Annotated in this window: 13 protein-coding genes; 11 read left to right on the top strand and 2 right to left on the bottom strand. The window is 37.7% G+C overall.

Going from position 1 to position 17,739, the window contains the following annotated elements; all coding sequences use genetic code 11:
• The first annotated feature begins 403 nt into the window (after window positions 1–403).
• From AC59HC_RS05305 to AC59HC_RS05280, 6 genes are all read left to right on the top strand, one after another.
• Window positions 404–838 (top strand): hypothetical protein, encoded by a 435-nt coding sequence (locus AC59HC_RS05305; protein WP_202839318.1) that lies wholly within the window; start codon window positions 404–406, stop codon window positions 836–838.
• A 105-nt stretch (window positions 839–943) separates the two neighbouring features.
• The gene (locus AC59HC_RS05300; RefSeq protein WP_110010473.1) at window positions 944–2,029 is read left to right on the top strand and encodes an efflux RND transporter periplasmic adaptor subunit; all 1,086 of its coding nucleotides are present in this window, start codon (window positions 944–946) and stop codon (window positions 2,027–2,029) included.
• A 15-nt stretch (window positions 2,030–2,044) separates the two neighbouring features.
• The gene (locus AC59HC_RS05295; RefSeq protein ID WP_496558114.1) at window positions 2,045–5,206 is read left to right on the top strand and encodes an efflux RND transporter permease subunit; all 3,162 of its coding nucleotides are present in this window, start codon (window positions 2,045–2,047) and stop codon (window positions 5,204–5,206) included.
• The gene (locus tag AC59HC_RS05290; protein WP_496558113.1) at window positions 5,199–6,668 is read left to right on the top strand and encodes a TolC family protein; all 1,470 of its coding nucleotides are present in this window, start codon (window positions 5,199–5,201) and stop codon (window positions 6,666–6,668) included. Before AC59HC_RS05295 ends, AC59HC_RS05290 begins: the two co-directional genes overlap by 8 nt.
• A gap of 895 nt (window positions 6,669–7,563) precedes the next feature.
• Complete coding sequence (locus tag AC59HC_RS05285; RefSeq protein WP_496558112.1) at window positions 7,564–10,518, top strand: SusC/RagA family TonB-linked outer membrane protein; 2,955 nt, start codon at window positions 7,564–7,566, stop codon at window positions 10,516–10,518.
• Window positions 10,519–10,528: 10 nt separating this feature from the next.
• On the top strand, window positions 10,529–11,992 hold the full coding sequence (locus AC59HC_RS05280) for a RagB/SusD family nutrient uptake outer membrane protein (protein ID WP_496558111.1): 1,464 nt from the start codon (window positions 10,529–10,531) through the stop codon (window positions 11,990–11,992).
• A gap of 328 nt (window positions 11,993–12,320) precedes the next feature.
• On the opposite strand, the gene AC59HC_RS05275 is transcribed toward AC59HC_RS05280, so the two are convergent.
• The gene (locus AC59HC_RS05275) at window positions 12,321–12,833 is read right to left on the bottom strand and encodes a hypothetical protein (protein ID WP_496558110.1); all 513 of its coding nucleotides are present in this window, start codon (window positions 12,831–12,833) and stop codon (window positions 12,321–12,323) included.
• Between the two features lie 73 nt (window positions 12,834–12,906).
• Window positions 12,907–13,428, bottom strand: coding sequence for a DUF305 domain-containing protein (locus AC59HC_RS05270; protein ID WP_202839300.1), 522 nt, complete (start codon window positions 13,426–13,428; stop codon window positions 12,907–12,909).
• A 270-nt stretch (window positions 13,429–13,698) separates the two neighbouring features.
• On the opposite strand from AC59HC_RS05270, the gene AC59HC_RS05265 reads away from it, so the two are divergent.
• From AC59HC_RS05265 to AC59HC_RS05245, 5 genes are all read left to right on the top strand, one after another.
• Window positions 13,699–14,736, top strand: coding sequence for a serine hydrolase domain-containing protein (locus AC59HC_RS05265; protein WP_395974355.1), 1,038 nt, complete (start codon window positions 13,699–13,701; stop codon window positions 14,734–14,736).
• A gap of 346 nt (window positions 14,737–15,082) precedes the next feature.
• The gene (locus AC59HC_RS05260; protein ID WP_110010465.1) at window positions 15,083–15,643 is read left to right on the top strand and encodes a hypothetical protein; all 561 of its coding nucleotides are present in this window, start codon (window positions 15,083–15,085) and stop codon (window positions 15,641–15,643) included.
• A gap of 80 nt (window positions 15,644–15,723) precedes the next feature.
• A complete protein-coding gene (locus AC59HC_RS05255; protein WP_110010464.1) occupies window positions 15,724–16,443 on the top strand; it encodes an ABC transporter ATP-binding protein in 720 nt (239 codons plus the stop codon).
• Between the two features lie 23 nt (window positions 16,444–16,466).
• Window positions 16,467–16,952 (top strand): hypothetical protein, encoded by a 486-nt coding sequence (locus AC59HC_RS05250; RefSeq protein WP_343639103.1) that lies wholly within the window; start codon window positions 16,467–16,469, stop codon window positions 16,950–16,952.
• Between the two features lie 152 nt (window positions 16,953–17,104).
• Complete coding sequence (locus AC59HC_RS05245) at window positions 17,105–17,542, top strand: hypothetical protein (protein WP_343639105.1); 438 nt, start codon at window positions 17,105–17,107, stop codon at window positions 17,540–17,542.
• Window positions 17,543–17,739 lie beyond the last annotated feature (197 nt).

The raw sequence follows: 17,739 nt of genomic DNA, 5'->3' as shown, positions 1-17,739 counted from the left end.
TTGAACTATCGGCTATGCTTTAACCGTTAAAAGTAGCTTTTTACAGCAAAAATTGTGCAAAATAAAGCTAATTCAAAAATAATATTAAATTTTTTAAAATCTCCAGGTAATTATAATGAAATAAAAAGTATGCAACATCAATACTGCAGGCTTATATTGATCAAAGATTATTTATCATCCTTTACGGGAAAGAGGTTCTGAAATGCAGAGGAGAAAGACTGGTGTTATTTTTAAACAGTTTGGTGAAGGATTATGGATGCTCACAACCTAGTTCATCGCAATTTCATTTATTTTTTCAATGAAACAGCCTAATTTTTAACACTTTTTTAATCTTTAGCCGTTGCACCTATTTTTAAGTTTAATTACCTTTGTCTCTGGGATGCGGAAAAGATTTTATCAATATTTGTACAGCTTGTTATTTGCGATGCTTACCGTTTTAGGATGGTATTACGGGCAAATTCAGCAGTATATTTCAACGGATATCTCTTCCGATCTTCATTTTACCACTGATCTTCTTGTTCACGAAAAAAAGAGCTTCAAAGACTCTTTTGCATTTCTTAGAAATAATGAAGCTCATGATACTTACAATGTCAGCCATCCCCTGTACAACAAAATCAGAGCTAATCTTTCTGAAAACGACAATGAAAATGATGACAACGTAGAGACCTCTGGTTCTACCGAGCTTCTTGCTCTTTTCAAAGATGGTTTCTGGCATCTGATTTCAGGTTTCGTTACTACATTTCACAACAGACAAATCGCTGTTTCACTTGCCCAATCAGAACTTTTAAAGACCTTACATGATGATCTGTACCTCCAGTACAGGGTCATCCGACTGTGATTTTATACTATTTTTTTCGAAAACCTTATCCGCTTTCATACTCTGTTATGAGAGCCGATGACACTATTTTTTCAATTATAAATTATTATAAAACAATATATTATCATGGTCAAGAAAAGTCTCATGTATATCAACTTGTGCCTTATTCTCTTGTTTGTAAGCTGTCAATCTGAAAAAAAGGAAAAAACAGAAGCAGCGTCATTCAACGTAACAAGCCCGCTTATCAAAGATACTTTGGTGAACAAAGATTATGTTGCGCAAATCCGTTCTATTAATCATATTGAGCTTCGAGCTCAGGAAAAAGGATACATCCAGTCTATTTATGTAGATGAAGGGCAGTTTGTACAAAAAGGGCAGCTGCTGTTCAAAATCATGCCTAATCTTTATGAATCTGATGTAAACCGTGCCAAAGCGGAATCCAAATACGCGCAAATCGAATATCAGAATACCAAAAACCTTTCTGACAAAAACATTGTTGCCCCTCAGGAAATGGCTATGGCTAAAGCAAGGTATGAAAAAGCACTGGCCGAACTTGCTTCAATGAATACCCATTTAAAATTTACCGAAATCCGTGCTCCTTTCAATGGAATTGTAGGAAAGCTACACGTACGTAAAGGAAGCCTTGTAGATGAAGGCGAGCTTGTAACTGAACTTTCCGACAACAGCAAAATGTGGGTATATTTCAATGTACCGGAAGCTGAATATCTTAATCAGATGGATGCCAAAAAGGATAATAATCCAATGCATGTACGTTTAAGAATGGCCAATGGCAAAGAGTTTACACAAGACGGTATCGTACAAACCATAGAGTCTGATTTTGACAATGAAACCGGAAATATTGCTTACAGGGCTACTTTTCCGAACCCGAAGGGACTGTTGAGATATGGTGAAACCGGAAACATCGTTATCACCTCACCTTATGCCAATGCAATGATGATTCCACAGAAAGCGACTTTCGAGGAACTGGAAAAGAAATATGTTTATGTGATCGGTAAAGATGGTAAAGTACATGCAAGAGAAATAAAAGTGGCTGCCGAATTACCGCATATTTATGTAGTGGCGTCAGGACTTGGAAAGGATGACAGAATCCTTTTGGAAGGTCTTAGAATGGTACAGGAAAATCAAAAGATCAGTTCAAAATACCAAAAGCCTGAAAAAGTAATGTCGAACCTGGATCTGTACGCCGAGTAACCCAAAAGCAGCATTATGTTTAAAAAAGTAATACACCGACCGGTTTTCGCCATTGTGATATCGGTTGTGATCCTGTTTATGGGAGGGATTGCTATGAAGCAGCTTCCTACGGAACAGTTTCCAAAAATTGCCCCTACCACAGTAGCCGTTTCTATTGCCTATCCCGGCGCGAGTGCAGATGTATTGGTAAAATCATCTTTGATTACAATTGAAAATGCCATCAATGGAGTTCAGGGAATGCGTTATATCACCACCGATGCTACCAGTGCCGGGGAAGCTACGGTGAACGTTGTCTTTGATCCCGGAACCGATCCCAATGAAGCGGTAGTTCTGGTAAAAACCAGAGTAGACCAGGTAATGCCTTTATTACCGGAACTGGTACAGAAAGAAGGAGTTGTTGTAAACCCGATTCAGCCCAGTATGCTGATGTACGTGAACCTTTACAGCACGAATAAAAGTATGGATGAAAAATTCCTGTACAACTACTCAATGGTGAATATCATCCCGGAAATTAACCGCATCCACGGAATTGCAAAATCTCAGATCCTGGGAAGTCGAAGATATGCCATGCGTATCTGGCTGAACCCTGACCGTATGCGTGCTTATGACATCTCTGTAGATGAGGTAATGAAAGCTATCGGCGAACAAAGTATCATCGGACGCCCGGGAAGAATCGGACAAAGTTCCGGTATTGCAGCACAGTCACTGGAATATGTACTGACTTATAAAGGACAATACAACAAACCGGAAGAATATGAAAATATTATCGTGCGTTCCAATGCCGAAGGAGAAAATGTAAAGCTAAAAGATATTGCCAAAGTAGAATTGGGAAGTGAATTCTTTGATATTTATTCCAATCTTGACGGGCATCCTTCCGCATCTATCGTTTTAAAACAGAATTACGGAAGTAATGCCAATGACGTGATCAGAGATGTGAAAGCAAAACTGGCAGAAATGAAAGGGAACTTTCCTCCGGGTGTTGATTATAAAATCAGTTATGACGTTTCCCAATTCCTTGATGCTTCTATCGAACAGGTAATGCATACGTTGAGAGATGCGTTTATCCTTGTGGCCATCGTGGTTTTCATTTTCCTTGGTGACTGGCGTTCTACTTTGATTCCTATTATTGCCGTGCCGGTTTCTTTGATCGGAACATTCTTTGTGATCCAATTCTTTGGGTTAACCATCAACCTTGTTACTCTTTTTGCTTTGGTACTGGCCATCGGTATTGTGGTTGATAACGCTATTGTAGTGATAGAAGCCGTTCACGCCAAAATGGAAGACAGTAATATTTCGCCTTATAAAGCGGTAAAAGAAGTGATGGGTGAAATTGCCGGAGCTATTATTGCCATTACAGCCGTGATGGTAGCCGTATTCATTCCTATTTCATTTATGACAGGTCCGGTGGGAACTTTCTACCGTCAGTTTTCGATTACTATGGCGAGTTCTATTGTGATTTCAGCGGTAGTAGCCCTTACGCTGACTCCTGTTTTGGCCGCAATGTTATTGAAAAACCACCATGGAAAGCCTAAAAAAGTCAATATTTTCACCAAAGCTTTAGATTCATTCAATAGCGGTTTTGATAAAGTAACCGGAAAATATGCTTCATTCCTTAGAAAAATCGTAAGCCGAAAGGTGGTAACTTGGGGAATTCTGATCGCATTCTGTGCCGGAATTGTTATGATCAATAAAGTTCTTCCGGGAGGGTTTATCCCGAATGAAGACCAGGGAACAATCTATGCCATCATCCAGACTCCTCCGGGTTCTACCCTTGAGCAGACGAATAAGGTTTCAAGAACGTTACAGAAAATCTGTATGGGAGTAGACGGTGTGGAATCTGTATCATCACTGGCAGGATATGAAATCATGACGGAAGGCCGTGGATCGAATGCAGGAACCTGTCTGATCAACCTTAAAAGCTGGAACGACCGTGATCATTCTGTGAAGGAGATCATGGAAGAGCTGGAAGAAAAATCAAAAGACCTTGGTGCTACCATTGAGTTCTTTGAACCACCAGCTGTACCAGGATTCGGATCTTCGGGAGGTTTCTCTATGAGACTTCTTGACCTGAACAGAACGACTGATTATCAGGAATTTGATAAAGCCAATAAAGATTTCATTGCACAGCTTAAAAAACGTAAGGAACTTTCAGGAGTATTCACCTTCTTTGCAGCCAATTATCCTCAGTATGAACTGGTATTTGATAATAATGCAGCGATGCAGAAAGGAGTTTCTATCGGAAAAGCGATGGACAACCTCAATATTCTGATCGGTAGTACCTATGAACAGGGCTTTATCCGTTTCGGGCAGTTCTTCAAGGTGTATGTGCAGTCGTCTCCGGAATTCAGAAGGCTTCCTACGGATATTATGAACCTGTATGTGAAGAATGACCGTGATGAAATGGTGCCTTATTCAGCATTTATGACGATGAAAAAGACACAGGGACCGAACGAAATCACTCGTTACAACATGTACAATTCCGCAGCAATCCGTGGTCTTCCGGCTGCAGGCTATACAACGGCAGATGCTATTCAGGCCATCAATGAAACCGCGGCCAAAACACTTCCTCACGGATATAAAGTGGCATGGGAAGGGTTGTCTTATGATGAGGCACAACGTGGTAATGAAGCGATCTATGTCTTCCTTGTTGTTTTGGTATTCGTGTATCTGGTTCTGGCGGCTCAATATGAAAGTTTCCTGATTCCGTTTGCGGTACTTTGCTCTTTACCGGTGGGAGTTTTCGGATCTTTCTTATTATTAAAAGCAATGGGACTTGAAAATGACATCTACGCACAGGTTGGATTGATCATGATTATCGGATTACTGGGTAAAAACGCAGTACTTATTGTAGAATTTGCCGTGAAAAGACGTCAGGCAGGAGATTCTATTCTCGAAGCCGCTATAGAAGGTTCCAAAGCCCGTTTCAGACCGATTCTGATGACTTCTTTTGCCTTTATTGCAGGATTGGTTCCGCTTATTTTTGCAAGAGGTGCGGGAGCGATCGGAAACCATACCATTGGGGCATCTTCACTGGGAGGAATGCTGATAGGAACGCTATTCGGAGTGATTGTAATTCCGGGGCTTTACTACATATTTGCCAAGTGGTCTGATGGTAAAAAAATGATCAAAGACGAAGATGAATCTCCATTAAGCGAAGACATGATCCATTATGAATAAAAGAAAAATATATCAATATGCAGGTCTGGCAGTCGTCTTATTAAGCCTTACTGCCTGTAAACCTATAGAAATAGCACAGCGTGCTGAAAATAAAATCGTCCCTGAAAAATACGGTTCAGCAGAAAACGACACTATCAATACGGGAAAAATGAAATGGAATGAGTATTTCAGTGATCCTCATCTTCAGGAGCTGATTAGTCAGGCCCTTCAGAATAATCAGGAACTGAATATTGTCCTTCAGGAAATTGAAATGTCTAAAAATGAAATCAAAGCCAGGAAAGGGGAATATCTTCCTTCTGTAGGTTTAAAAGCCGGAGCTGGCGTGGACAAGGTAAGCCGGTACACCAATATCGGAGCCATGGAGGCCAATACTGAAATAGAACCCGGCAGAGAAATGCCTGAACCTTTATTTGACTTTGGTGTTGGTGCCCAGGCACAATGGGAAACCGATATCTGGGGAAAACTTCATAATGCCACAAGAGCGCAGGTACAAAGGTATCTCGCGAGCATTGAAGGAAAGAACTTCATGACGACTCATCTTATTTCTGAGATTGCAGATTCTTATTATGAGCTGCTGGCACTGGATAATGAGCTGGTTATTTTGAATCAGAATATTAAAATTCAGAATGATGCGCTGGATATTATCAAAGAGTTAAAAAAGAATGCGCGATCCAATGAACTGGCAGTACAGAGATTTGAAGCCCAGGTTCTGAAAACCCAAGGAATGCAGTATGACATCCAGCAGAAGATAGTTGAAACGGAGAACAGGATCAACTATCTGGTGGGAAGATTTCCACAACCCGTGGAAAGAAGTCAGAATTCTTTTGATTCTATTGTTCCGCAAGCGGTGTATGGAGGAATTCCTTCTGAACTTTTGGAAAACCGTCCGGATATCAAGCAGGCTGAATATGAACTGGCCGCTGCCAGGCTTGACATTAAAGTGGCCAAAGCAAGGTTCTACCCTTCTCTTGATCTTTCTGCAGGAGTCGGGTTACAGGCTTTTAATCCACTGTATATCATCAAACCTCAGTCTTTCCTGTTTTCTCTTGCGGGAGAACTTACAGCACCTCTGATCAACAGAAGAGCGATTAAAGCGGCTTATAATAATGCCAATGCGAAACAGATTCAGGCAGTGTATCATTATGAGCAGACTGTTTTGGGAGCTTATATTGAGGTAGCAAACCAATTATCTAAAATTCATAATCTGGAAAGCAGTGTGAATATCAAAACGAAGGAAGTGAATGCTTTAACAAAGTCTATAGATATTTCCAACGACCTGTTCAAATATGCCCGTGCTGATTACATGGAAGTTTTACTGACTCAAAGGGATGCTCTGGAATCCAGGTTTGAGCTGGTAGAGAAGAAAGTGAACCAACTTAAAGCGAGTGTTGCTGTTTACAGAGCGCTTGGCGGTGGTTGGGATCAGGCTCCGTTGGCAGTTCCGGATATTAAGAAAGAATAAATCCATATTTTAATCTTGTTTTCATAAGAAGTCTATCGAAAGATGGACTTCTTTTTTTGTTATCACCGCAGATCTCACAGATTGACACAGAGGTTTGGGATAATTTTATATTATGATTGATAATTGATCATTGATCATTTATCACTTATAATTCAAATCATCCTTAGCCCTGATAGCAGCGGTTACCCCGCAGCAGAAAGTGGATTCAGCCAGGTGCGAGGAGTATGAGCGGATAGCAGGATAAAGCTTCTAATCCTCATTTTCATGGAATACAGCTATAAAATAAATAAAAAGTCTACAAAATAAATAGACTTCTTGTTTTAATTTTAATTCACACTTGAAAATTAACTTTTTTATTATTTTTCAACATTTGCAACACTTCACCCAATGAACTGATAATCAATTTATTATCTTATTAAAATCTAAATTCCAACTATTAACCTACTAATTTGGTAGACTAGTATGATTTATCTCATATTCCCTTTTTGTAGGGGTTCGCCTTTTATTAAATAATTTTGACCCAGTTAAAAAAAATCATAAACTTTATTCTCATGAATAAGAATACCTTTAATTCTTACCTATGCACCATTACGGTGGCAGCTCCTGCACAGCAAAATTGTTGTGGAATGTCTGCCCTTTCACAGCACCAATGTATTTCTCAAGATATGTGCTTTGATATGATGGGCATGATGATGATGTGCTAACTTTTTAAGAGATCCATTCATTACTGTAGGAATTAAAGCCAAAGAGTTCAAGGCTTCTTTCATCCGGGTACCTCTCCTGTAATTTTACTATTCGTTTTATAACCTCCCTGAAAAAAGGAGGCGGAAAGTCACATTTTTTACCGGGAGATCAGCAGTAATACACAATTCAGTTTTAAACCTAGATTAATATAATGAAAAAGAAACAATGCAAGCTTGGTGTATTGGCCTTACTCCTGTTCGCGGAATATGGTTTTGCACAAAGCAAAGACAGTCTTTCCAAAGAAACTTCCATCAAAGAAGTGGTGGTGGTAGCTTTTGGGAAGCAGAAAAAAGAAGAAATCACGGGATCTGTACAGTCGCTGAAGGCTAAAGATCTTTCTAATCTTCAAAACGGAAATATTCTTCAGGGAATTGGAGGAAAAGTAGCGGGAGTACAGGTGATTTCCTCAGGACAGCCGGGCTCTCAGCCGACCATCAGAATGAGAGGAATAGGCTCTATCAACGCGTCCAGTGACCCCTTAATTGTACTGGATGGCATTCCATACAGCGGAAACCTGAACAGTATTGCCGCATCGGATATTGAAAGTATCTCTTTTCTTGAAGATGCTTCTTCGAATGCTTTATACGGTTCCAGAGGGGCTAATGGTGTTATTATTGTGAACACCAAAAGAGGAAAAAGTAAAGGTGTAAGTATTGAGGCCGATGTAAAAACAGGGGTTAACTTCAGGTCTATTGAGGATTATTCTGTCTTTACTTCTCCTCAGGATTATTACACCGCTTATTATAACAGAGCAAGAATTGGCGAAACTGCAAGACTGAAACAGCCGGGAGCTGTTCCTTCAGGCCCTTCTCCTCATGATGTGGGACTTGCTGCTCTTACCAAACTGGGATATAATGTATATAACGTTCCTTTTAATCAACTAATTTCAAAGGACGGTTCTTTCAATCCCGACGCAAAGCTGCTCTACCAGGACAACTGGAAAAAGCTGCTTTTCAGACCGGCTTTGAGAAGGGAAGCAACAGTGGGAATCAATGCCAATGGTGATCAGGTAAAATCGTACACTTCCCTTAATTATCTGGATGATAAAGGATATCTGATTTCGTCAGGTTTTGAAAGGTTCGGGATCAGGTCTAATGTGGACTACTCTATCACCTCTAAACTGAAGCTGACCAGTGCTTTATCTTATACCTACAGTAAGCAGGATTTCGGGGAGACCGGAGGTTTTTCCAACCCTTTCCAGTTTGCCAGAAATATTGCTCCTTTCTATCCTGTTTTCCTGAGAGATAACAATTACCAGAGGCTTTATGATAGTTATGGAAATGCTCTATATGACTACGGAGACGGCCAGGGACCTAACGGTGCCACAAGATCTTATGCTGTGTTTGAAAATCCTGTAGGAAACCTTCAGAAAGATAAGTCACAGACTGTCAGTAACATTACCAACCTGAACCTGGGTTTAAATTATGAAATCATCAAAGGACTTGATTTCACTTATAATTTCGGAGCTTATCTCGAAAATACCAGAAACCTGCAGTTCGGAAATACGGAAGGAGGAACTTCATCTTCTGTGGGAGGAACAATTTCTCAAGGTTCTAATTTTAAATATACCCTGAACCATCAGCAATTGCTTACTTACCAGAAAAAGCTGGGAAATCACAGCTTCAACCTCCTTGCAGGGCATGAACTGAATAAAATAAAAGATGATGGATTCTCAGGATCAAAACAGCAGCTTTTACTACCCGACTCTCAGTCATTTGACAATGCCGTAAAAATTACCGACTTATCCGGAAGCGGTTATGAATATGCCGTAGAAGGGTATTTCACGAGGTTATTGTATAATTATGACGGAAAATATTTCTTTAATGCCAATATCCGTAGAGACGGTTCTTCCGTATTTTCTCCGGAAAGCAGATGGGGAAATTTCTATGGATTAGGACTTGCATGGAATATCGCAAAGGAAGATTTTCTTAAAGACAATCGTATTATCAATGCTTTAAAATTAAAAGCTTCTTATGGGCAGCAGGGAAATGACAACATTCTTTTAAGTGGTTCCAGCAGAGATTATTATGCGTATCAGGATATCTACGGAATCAACAACTTCGGGGACGACAAACCTGTTCTGTCGCTTAAAAAACAAGGAAATAAGGATTTAAAATGGGAAACCTCCAAAAACCTGAATGCCGGTTTTGAAATTTCACTTTTAAAAAACAGAATCAGTCTGAATGCCGATTATTTTGAAAGAAAAGTTTCGGATATGATTTACGCTCTTCCTCTTCCTCCATCCAATGCGGGTTCATATGTGAAATACGGAAATATCGGAGATATGACCAACAGAGGTGTTCAGGCGAATGTCAATGTAGATATTCTTCGCGGTGATGAGTTCCAGTGGAGTTTTTATGCGAATGCCACTCACTATAAAAATAAGATTACCAGATTACCGGTTGAGCAAAGAAATACAGGACTTGTTTCAGGTTTATTTATCCTGACAGAAGGTGGAGACCGTTACACCTATTTCCTAAAAGAATTTGCCGGAGTAAATCCTGAGAACGGTGATGCTTTATGGTATCGCACAACCATCAACCCAACGACCCAAAAGGAAGAAAGAACAGTGACCAATAATTATAAGGAAGCCACCGATTATAACACCGGAAAGTCTGCTATTCCAAAGGTATATGGAGGATTCGGAACAGATTTCAGCTTTAAAAGATTTAATCTTGCAGTGAATTTCGCTTACCAGTTCGGAGGCTATGGCTATGATGATATTTACAGAAGCTTATTCCATTCTGACAGCTATGGTTCCAACTATTCAACAGATCTGGATAAAACCTGGACTCCGGAAAATCCAACGGCTGCCTTACCGAGAGTAGATCTTACCGCTACAAACCAGAACGGAAATTCAACGCTGTATCTGATCAAATCGGATTATATCAGCCTTCAGGACGTAACCCTCTCCTATCAGCTTCCCGATGGTTTTGCACAACAGGCAGGCTTATCAGGTTTGAAAATCTATGTGACAGGAAACAACCTGTACCTATGGTCCAAGAGAAAAGGCTATGATCCGAGAGCTTCGCTGACGGGAGTTTCAGATTCGTACCGGTATTCTCTGTTGTCAAGCGTCTCTTTAGGCTTTAAACTTAACTTTTAAAAGAACAGGAATGAACACAATACAATACTTTATAACAGCTGTAACCCTAAGTTTTTTGGCTACCAGCTGTGCCAATGACCTCAATACGTTACCGGAAGGGGATATTTCCGGGGAGCAGCTCAATAACGATGCAAACAGTCCGGAAAAAATTCTGGGTGGAATCTATCTTGATCTTCGAAGCAATGGTGCAGGCGGTACCACCGTTCACTCAGATTTCGGAATCATGGGAATTAAAGCAGGTGCTGATCTGATGTCTAATGATGTGATCCAGTCTACCAACCAGCATTTAGGAATGTTTTATAATTATGAAGCCACTAATGCCAGTAATATTGCTTCTGAGATTGTATGGACTACTTTTTATGCAAGAATATTCGTAATCAACAAGCTGCTGGATGGTCTGGATAAAAATGCCAATGCAAAAAACAGAGCCATTGCAGGACAGCTGCTCGCTTTAAGAGCTTATTCCTACTTTTATCTGGTGCGTTTTTATGCCAATGATTATAACGGACATCAGTCTGAGCCCGGCCTTCCATTGGTTCTTACCGCAGCTAATCCAAGTCAGGGACTTCCGAGATCAACAGTTGCTGAGGTCTATTCACAAATCAAAAAAGATATAGAAGAATCTGTAACGCTTCTGGATACTTACACCAGACCTTCCAGAGCCCAGATAGACGAAAGAACTGCTAAAGCTATTGCCGCAGAAGTATTTCTGGAAACAGGAGATTATATCAAAGCGGCTAAATATGCTGAGGAAAGCAAGCAGGGAATTGCCCTGATGACCGAGGATGATTATACCAATACCGGATTTTCCAATATCAATAATCCTGAGGTAATATGGGGTTTTCATAATACCATTTCCACAATGAGCATCGGAAATTATTATGCTTCTTTCTTCTCCATGTTTGATAATACGAATGAAGGATATGCCGGAGCCGCACAGATCCGTAAGCTGATTGACAAGCGTCTTTATGAAGCCATTCCGGCAACGGATTACCGTAAAAAAGTATTCAATGGAAACCAGAATGCTGCATATACATTCAACGGAAAAACGAAGAATTATCCGCCTTACGTAAGCTGGAAGTTTAAAGATCCCACGCTTTTTGAAGGAGATTATATTTACATCAGAGCATCTTCACTATATTATATACAAGCGGAAGCTCTTGCCAGACAAGGAAGAGAAGCCGAAGCAAGACAGGTATTATTTGACATTACCTCCAAAAGAGATCAGGCTTACACATTATCTACGAAATCAGGCAGCGAGCTGATTAATGAAATTGTCCTGCAAAAGAGAATAGAACTTTGGGGTGAAGGCTACGCCTGGTTTGATATGAAAAGATTAAACACCCCTTTAGAAAGGGTATACACAGGAACGAATCATACTTTTGGAAGATTCAACCTGACTCCTGATAAATTCAGATTCCAGATTCCTAATAAAGAGATTAATAATAACCCACAAATCAAGCAGAATGAGTAGATAAACCAAAAACAATTTTACATTCAAATATATTCAGTAACGAGGTGCCATTTACTTGTAAGTGGCGCCTTTTTTTATTGACTAAGGTAAGGTGCTGATATATTTTTGACTTTCATTTGCTAAAAATCTTTGATCTTCTTTCACCTTAAAATTATTTATGGAATTAAAAAAACTTTGCGTTTTTCGTTTTCAAACACACACAAATAAGAAAGGTATAATTGGAAAACGCAAAGACGCAAAATTCTATTAAGAAGACTGCTATAAGGCGCAAGGATTTTATCTGTGATAAAATTGCATACTGTTTATTTCCAAGTCTCTTGCTTATTCTTTATTTTATTACAATATCCGACTTGTAATGATCTTTTACCAGCTCTCCATTTTTATACAATCTCTGGTTAATCACCTTCCCTTTTTCATTAAAATAAAGCCACAACGCATTTTTTCTTCCTAAAGAATCCAGACGTCCCATTTCTTTCGGCATTTTATTATTATGAAGAATCTGAATAGGATACAATCCTTTCAGATCTTTCAGGGAATCCATTTTTGCAGGGATCAGTTCTGAATCATTCCCTATTTTGAAAATATATTTTTTTCCTTTATCACTATTCAAAATCAGTTCATCACCTGATATCTTATATTTACCTTCTGAAAAAGGAGCCGTTACCATATGATCATAGCTTACAAATTCTGTTTTTAAAAATTCAAAATTTCCATCTTTTATAAAAAGTGAATAGCTTCCATTTCCCGATTCCAATTCAACATATTTAGGATATTCTTTATCCTTTTTACAGGAAATAATAGTGAAAAAAATGATAGAAAGGCTAATAGTTTTAATTTTCATGGAAACTAAATTATTAAAATATTCTGATTAAAATAACAGTATATCTATATTCGTGTTATTTCAGATTCCTGCCCTACCTTTTTTCAAATTCTCTGAGTTTGTGCTTCATCAGCTTGATTTCTTCGGATTGGGTTTTAAGAATATTTTTCTGCAGGGTAATCAGCTGCGGATCGGTAAGATGAGCCTTTTGAGACATTAAAATAGCTGCTGCATGATGAGGAATCATACTTTTGACAAACTGTCTGTCATCAACATTCATCTGTTCTCTGATTCCGAACCAGGAAAAAATACCTGATATTACGGCAATGATCACTATAGTCCAATTTATTGCTTTGTTGGTATACATCTTTCGCATCACCCACAATTCAATGAGAAGCATCGCTGAAGTCATCAACAAAGCCATATATAGATTATTAATGTTCGAAATAAGATTCTTCAGGCTGTCTATCATAGCATACATAATGATATACATCGCACAAAACATCACTACAGCCATCAATACAAATTGTCCGTACATTGTAGAGGAAGAACGTTTTGAATGCTTTTCAACTTCCATGGAAGAAGATGCTCCATGCTTATGCTCTGTATTTTCCATAAAAAAGAAATTTAGTTGATTATTGACATTTCCGGATAGAGTATCATCAGCATTTTTGAGTATTATTACTCATATAAATTCAAACCAACTTTAAAAATACAGACTTTTATCTTACTGGTTTATGCTTTCACTCATATTAATTGACAAATATTTACTTGTAGAATCTAAGGAAAAAGATATATTTGGAAGCTCAAATCTTTAAAAACAACCATTTACAAAAGATTCAATAAGAATTTTCTTACATCTCAATTTTTAGCAAAAAAATAAGTAATGACCAAAACACAATTATTTTTCACCAGTGTATTTTCTACGTTGTTATCTGTTGCCGCAGCAGCTCAGAAACAAGACGCTTACACTCATAAAATCGACAGTATTATAACGTCTCCCAACCCGATAGCTTTCAATGGCGTCGTTTTGGTGGCTCAGAAAGGAAAAGTACACTATCTGAAATCCAATGGCTACAAAGATTTTGATAAAAAAATTCTTTTGAAAACAGGAGATCAGTTTGAAATCATGTCCAATTCTAAGCAGGTTACCGCAGTATTGGTTTTACAGGCCGCCGAACAGGGAAAGCTGAACCTTCGTACTCCTATCAGAAAATACCTTCCTTCTCTTACCCAAACCTGGGCCGACACAGTTACCGTACATCATCTTCTGAACCATACCCACGGGATTAGCAATCTTGAAAAACCTGCAGCTTTCAAAGCCGGTACTCAGTTTAAATATGGCAACCTTTCTTATATCATGCTGGGTGAAATCCTTAAAAATACAACAGGAAAAAGTTTTACTGAATTAGCCAATTCTCTTTTCAAAAAACTAAGAATGGATCAAACTTTTGCTTACAATACAAAGAATAATCAATCTCTGGTTGCAGGTTATATGAATGAAAATAATCAGTTTAAAAAAGTAAAAGAAACCTTCCTGAATGATAAGATAGCACCTGCTGCAGGCATTATTTCTACGGTGCAGGATCTTGCAAAATGGGATCAGGCTTTATTTAAAGGAAAACTTCTCTCTCCTGAATTTCAAAAGCTGATGCTGACACCTTCTACCACTTCTCAGCATAATGTGTTCGGAAAAGAAAGCATGGGATTCGGGTATAATGTAAGATTTATCAGAGAGGCAGGACTGGATTATTTTGCAGTCACAGGTCTTGGTGATGGTTTCACTTGCCTTAACACTTATTTTCCTTCCACTGATACCACCCTGATTATTCTTGAGAATCAGATGCCTGAAAACAGCGAATACTGGAGTTTCAAAGAGGCTGCAATAAAGAATGTAATTCTCACAGCTATAGCTTCTCATTGATATTTTTTTATTGATTAATTCACAAAACCTCATTTTTAACATTTATTTTTAATAAATTTTTAATTTAATTTTACATAAGGATTTTCAATCTGTTTTTCAACACATTACATTATATTCAGAATTATATACCTGATGTAACAAAAATAACAACACTTTCACAAAAGAGAATAAAACTTCATGATTTACAATCGTTTATATAAACAATGAAGCCCATAGCATCAGCAGATGATCTCTTATAAATATTAAAAAAAAATGTTACTTTTGCTTTAACGAATTAAAATTGCTTTTTAGCTTTTTTATGAGTAAATTTATGTGCACCAAGTTATAAAACATTAAAATTCATTCCATGAGAAAAATAATTCTACTTATTACATGTATGTTCGGTATTTCAGTTTTCTCACAGATCAAAGTGTTGAAAAATGAAAGTTTGGTGGAAATTGGTAAAGATAATTCCGTTGGTCTATATAAAAAGGAAGATAAATTTACAGTGAACTACCAGGATCTGAACACCAGCAACCTGAATACAATCCGGTCTTTTTCATTCCAGAACCTTAATGGAGATGTTGCCGGGCTCTATAAACTGATTATGGATGGTTTTATTTCCACTCCAGAAGAAAATATTATATTGGAACTGCCTAATGATATCATAGAGCTTCATTATGAAAAAAACTATGGGCAGCAGACCATGCAGTTTATTCAGGTGATCAACAAGAACCGGAAATACATTGGAAAATCACAGTTTTTAACCCAAAAACAGGTGGAGAAAATTTTTGGAAGAACGAATGGAAAGTATGCCATGTATGACAAACCTTCCGGTATAAACCCTTCAGCAGTAAAAGGAGCCACCAACACTGCTTCTACAGCAACTCCGGCATCTGGCGGAGCCAAGAAAAAATCAAGAAAATAATTATATTTTATAAATATTGCTAAACTCATTCTATCGGATGAGTTTTTTTATTTTATTTTTGCAGAAAGACATTACAATTTATGCCGCTTCAGATAATCAATTTAACCAAAAAATTTGGTGAACAGACTGCTCTTGACAACATCAACATTTCTATTGATAAAAATGAAATCATCGGTCTTCTTGGCCCAAATGGTGCCGGAAAATCTACCCTGATGAAATCTATTGTCGGTGCGCTGAAAATTGATCAGGGAGAAATTATTTTTAATGGAATGAATATCTCAGATCATGAGATTGAAAGCAAAAAGAAAATAGGTTTTCTTCCGGAGAATAATCCGCTTTATCTGGAGATGTACGTGAAAGAATACCTTCAGTTTGTAGCCAATATCCACAAAATTTCAGAATCCAGAGTAGATGAAGTGATTGAACTCGTAGGAATTACTCCGGAAAAATCAAAAAAAATCGGACAGTTGTCTAAGGGATACAAGCAACGTGTAGGATTGGCACAAGCTATCATTCATCAGCCGGATCTGCTGATTCTGGATGAACCTACCAATGGTCTGGATCCCAATCAGATTATTGAAATCCGTAATGTGGTGAAACAGATCGGACAGCAAAAGACTGTTTTACTATCTACTCACATCATGCAGGAAGTGGAAGCTCTTTGTTCAAGAGTTATTCTTATCCATAAAGGAAATATTCTTCAGGACTGCCCTATTGATGAATTCAAAGGTAAATTTGAAAGCCTGGAAGATGCTTTTGCAAGTTATACACAGAATTTTGAGATTAAACCTGAACATTAAATTAGGAGGTCTATTTTGTAATTATGAATACAAAATTTACTTTTAAAGCTTTTTTACCAGCTTTATTGTTGATTGCCTGTTTATATATTATTATATCAATTATCCCCGGGATATTTATTACAAAAAATTATAATACTCCAGTATTTCCAAGAATATTTCTCCCAAGTATACTTATTTTTTCGTTTGTAATACTCTTTGGAGAAGTAAGAACAAAATGTATCAAGATAACAATCGATAAAGATACTATTGTTGTGAGAAGATTTTTTGGACTTCTAACTAAAACTTATAAAACTCATGAAATTGAAGGTTGGAAGTTTAGCCATTTGACAGGTAAAGGAGGAACTTACGAATATCTTTACTTGTATAAAGAAGGAAATAAAGTTGTAAAAATATCACAATTCTATCATAAAAATTATTTTCAGATAAAAAATTACATTCAAGGAAATTTTAAGCACTTAGGTTATGAAAAGTTATCTTACACAGATGAGTTCAAAGAAATATTTAAATAATTATTTTTAATCTATTTTTAGCTCATACAAATTTATTATAATTAAAAAATCATTGTAATAAACTTTACGCACTTGTTCCTAAAAAGAACATTCAGCTGAAATATGGCTTTATATTTGATAGAATCTGAAATGTTAACCAATAACCACTTAATATGATAAAGCATATTTTATTAGGGACTTTCTGTTTAGCCCAGTTTTCTTTTGTTCAGGCTAAAGAAGTTCCCGCTCCGAAAACAGACGGTTTTATAACTTCTTCTGCCCTTCAGCAGGTACCAAAGACTGTTATTATTAAAACCAAAAAGTTCAAGATCAGAATCGACAAACAACCGAATGGCAAATATCTTTACCAGTCCTGGAATGCCAATGCAAAGATCACCGCTAAGCCAAGCATGATCATCAGCGATGGTGAACTGATTCCTGACGGTACAGGAGGAAATTATTATATCGAATTCAACAATGAAGGGCACAGCTATCAGATCTGGAGAAATTATCTTACAGATTCTCCGAAAAAAGCACCTTATACATTAGTTGTAAATGATGCGAATGACCGTGAAATTGTTCGCCAGGACGGATATGTCGTGAAAAATTAGAATTATAAAAGCGGGAAGCTGAAAGAATGAGGCTGAAAGTTATTATAGTCTGCCTATAACTTCTCTTTTAGAACCCAAGATTGTTTTCCTTTCTTATAAAATAAAAGTCCTGTATTGATTTGGACTGCCCCCAAAAAGTTAGACACTTTTTAGGGGCATTTTTTTATGTATAGAAAGGAAAAATTTAGCGTTGCTTT

It is taken from the genome of Chryseobacterium sp. DZ-32 (genome assembly GCF_059587025.1).
The sequence above is the reverse complement of the archived record's forward strand: the minus strand, read 5'-3'. Positions and strand labels throughout refer to the sequence as shown.

Coding starts and splice junctions, on each gene's coding strand:
- AC59HC_RS05300 (WP_110010473.1), top strand. CDS start 944: ATGGTCAAGAAAAGTCTCATGTATATCAACTTGTGCCTTATTCTCTTG.
- AC59HC_RS05295 (WP_496558114.1), top strand. CDS start 2,045: ATGTTTAAAAAAGTAATACACCGACCGGTTTTCGCCATTGTGATATCG.
- AC59HC_RS05290 (WP_496558113.1), top strand. CDS start 5,199: ATGAATAAAAGAAAAATATATCAATATGCAGGTCTGGCAGTCGTCTTA.
- AC59HC_RS05285 (WP_496558112.1), top strand. CDS start 7,564: ATGAAAAAGAAACAATGCAAGCTTGGTGTATTGGCCTTACTCCTGTTC.
- AC59HC_RS05280 (WP_496558111.1), top strand. CDS start 10,529: ATGAACACAATACAATACTTTATAACAGCTGTAACCCTAAGTTTTTTG.
- AC59HC_RS05275 (WP_496558110.1), bottom strand. CDS start 12,833: ATGAAAATTAAAACTATTAGCCTTTCTATCATTTTTTTCACTATTATT.
- AC59HC_RS05270 (WP_202839300.1), bottom strand. CDS start 13,428: ATGGAAAATACAGAGCATAAGCATGGAGCATCTTCTTCCATGGAAGTT.
- AC59HC_RS05265 (WP_395974355.1), top strand. CDS start 13,699: ATGACCAAAACACAATTATTTTTCACCAGTGTATTTTCTACGTTGTTA.
- AC59HC_RS05260 (WP_110010465.1), top strand. CDS start 15,083: ATGAGAAAAATAATTCTACTTATTACATGTATGTTCGGTATTTCAGTT.
- AC59HC_RS05255 (WP_110010464.1), top strand. CDS start 15,724: ATGCCGCTTCAGATAATCAATTTAACCAAAAAATTTGGTGAACAGACT.
- AC59HC_RS05250 (WP_343639103.1), top strand. CDS start 16,467: ATGAATACAAAATTTACTTTTAAAGCTTTTTTACCAGCTTTATTGTTG.
- AC59HC_RS05245 (WP_343639105.1), top strand. CDS start 17,105: ATGATAAAGCATATTTTATTAGGGACTTTCTGTTTAGCCCAGTTTTCT.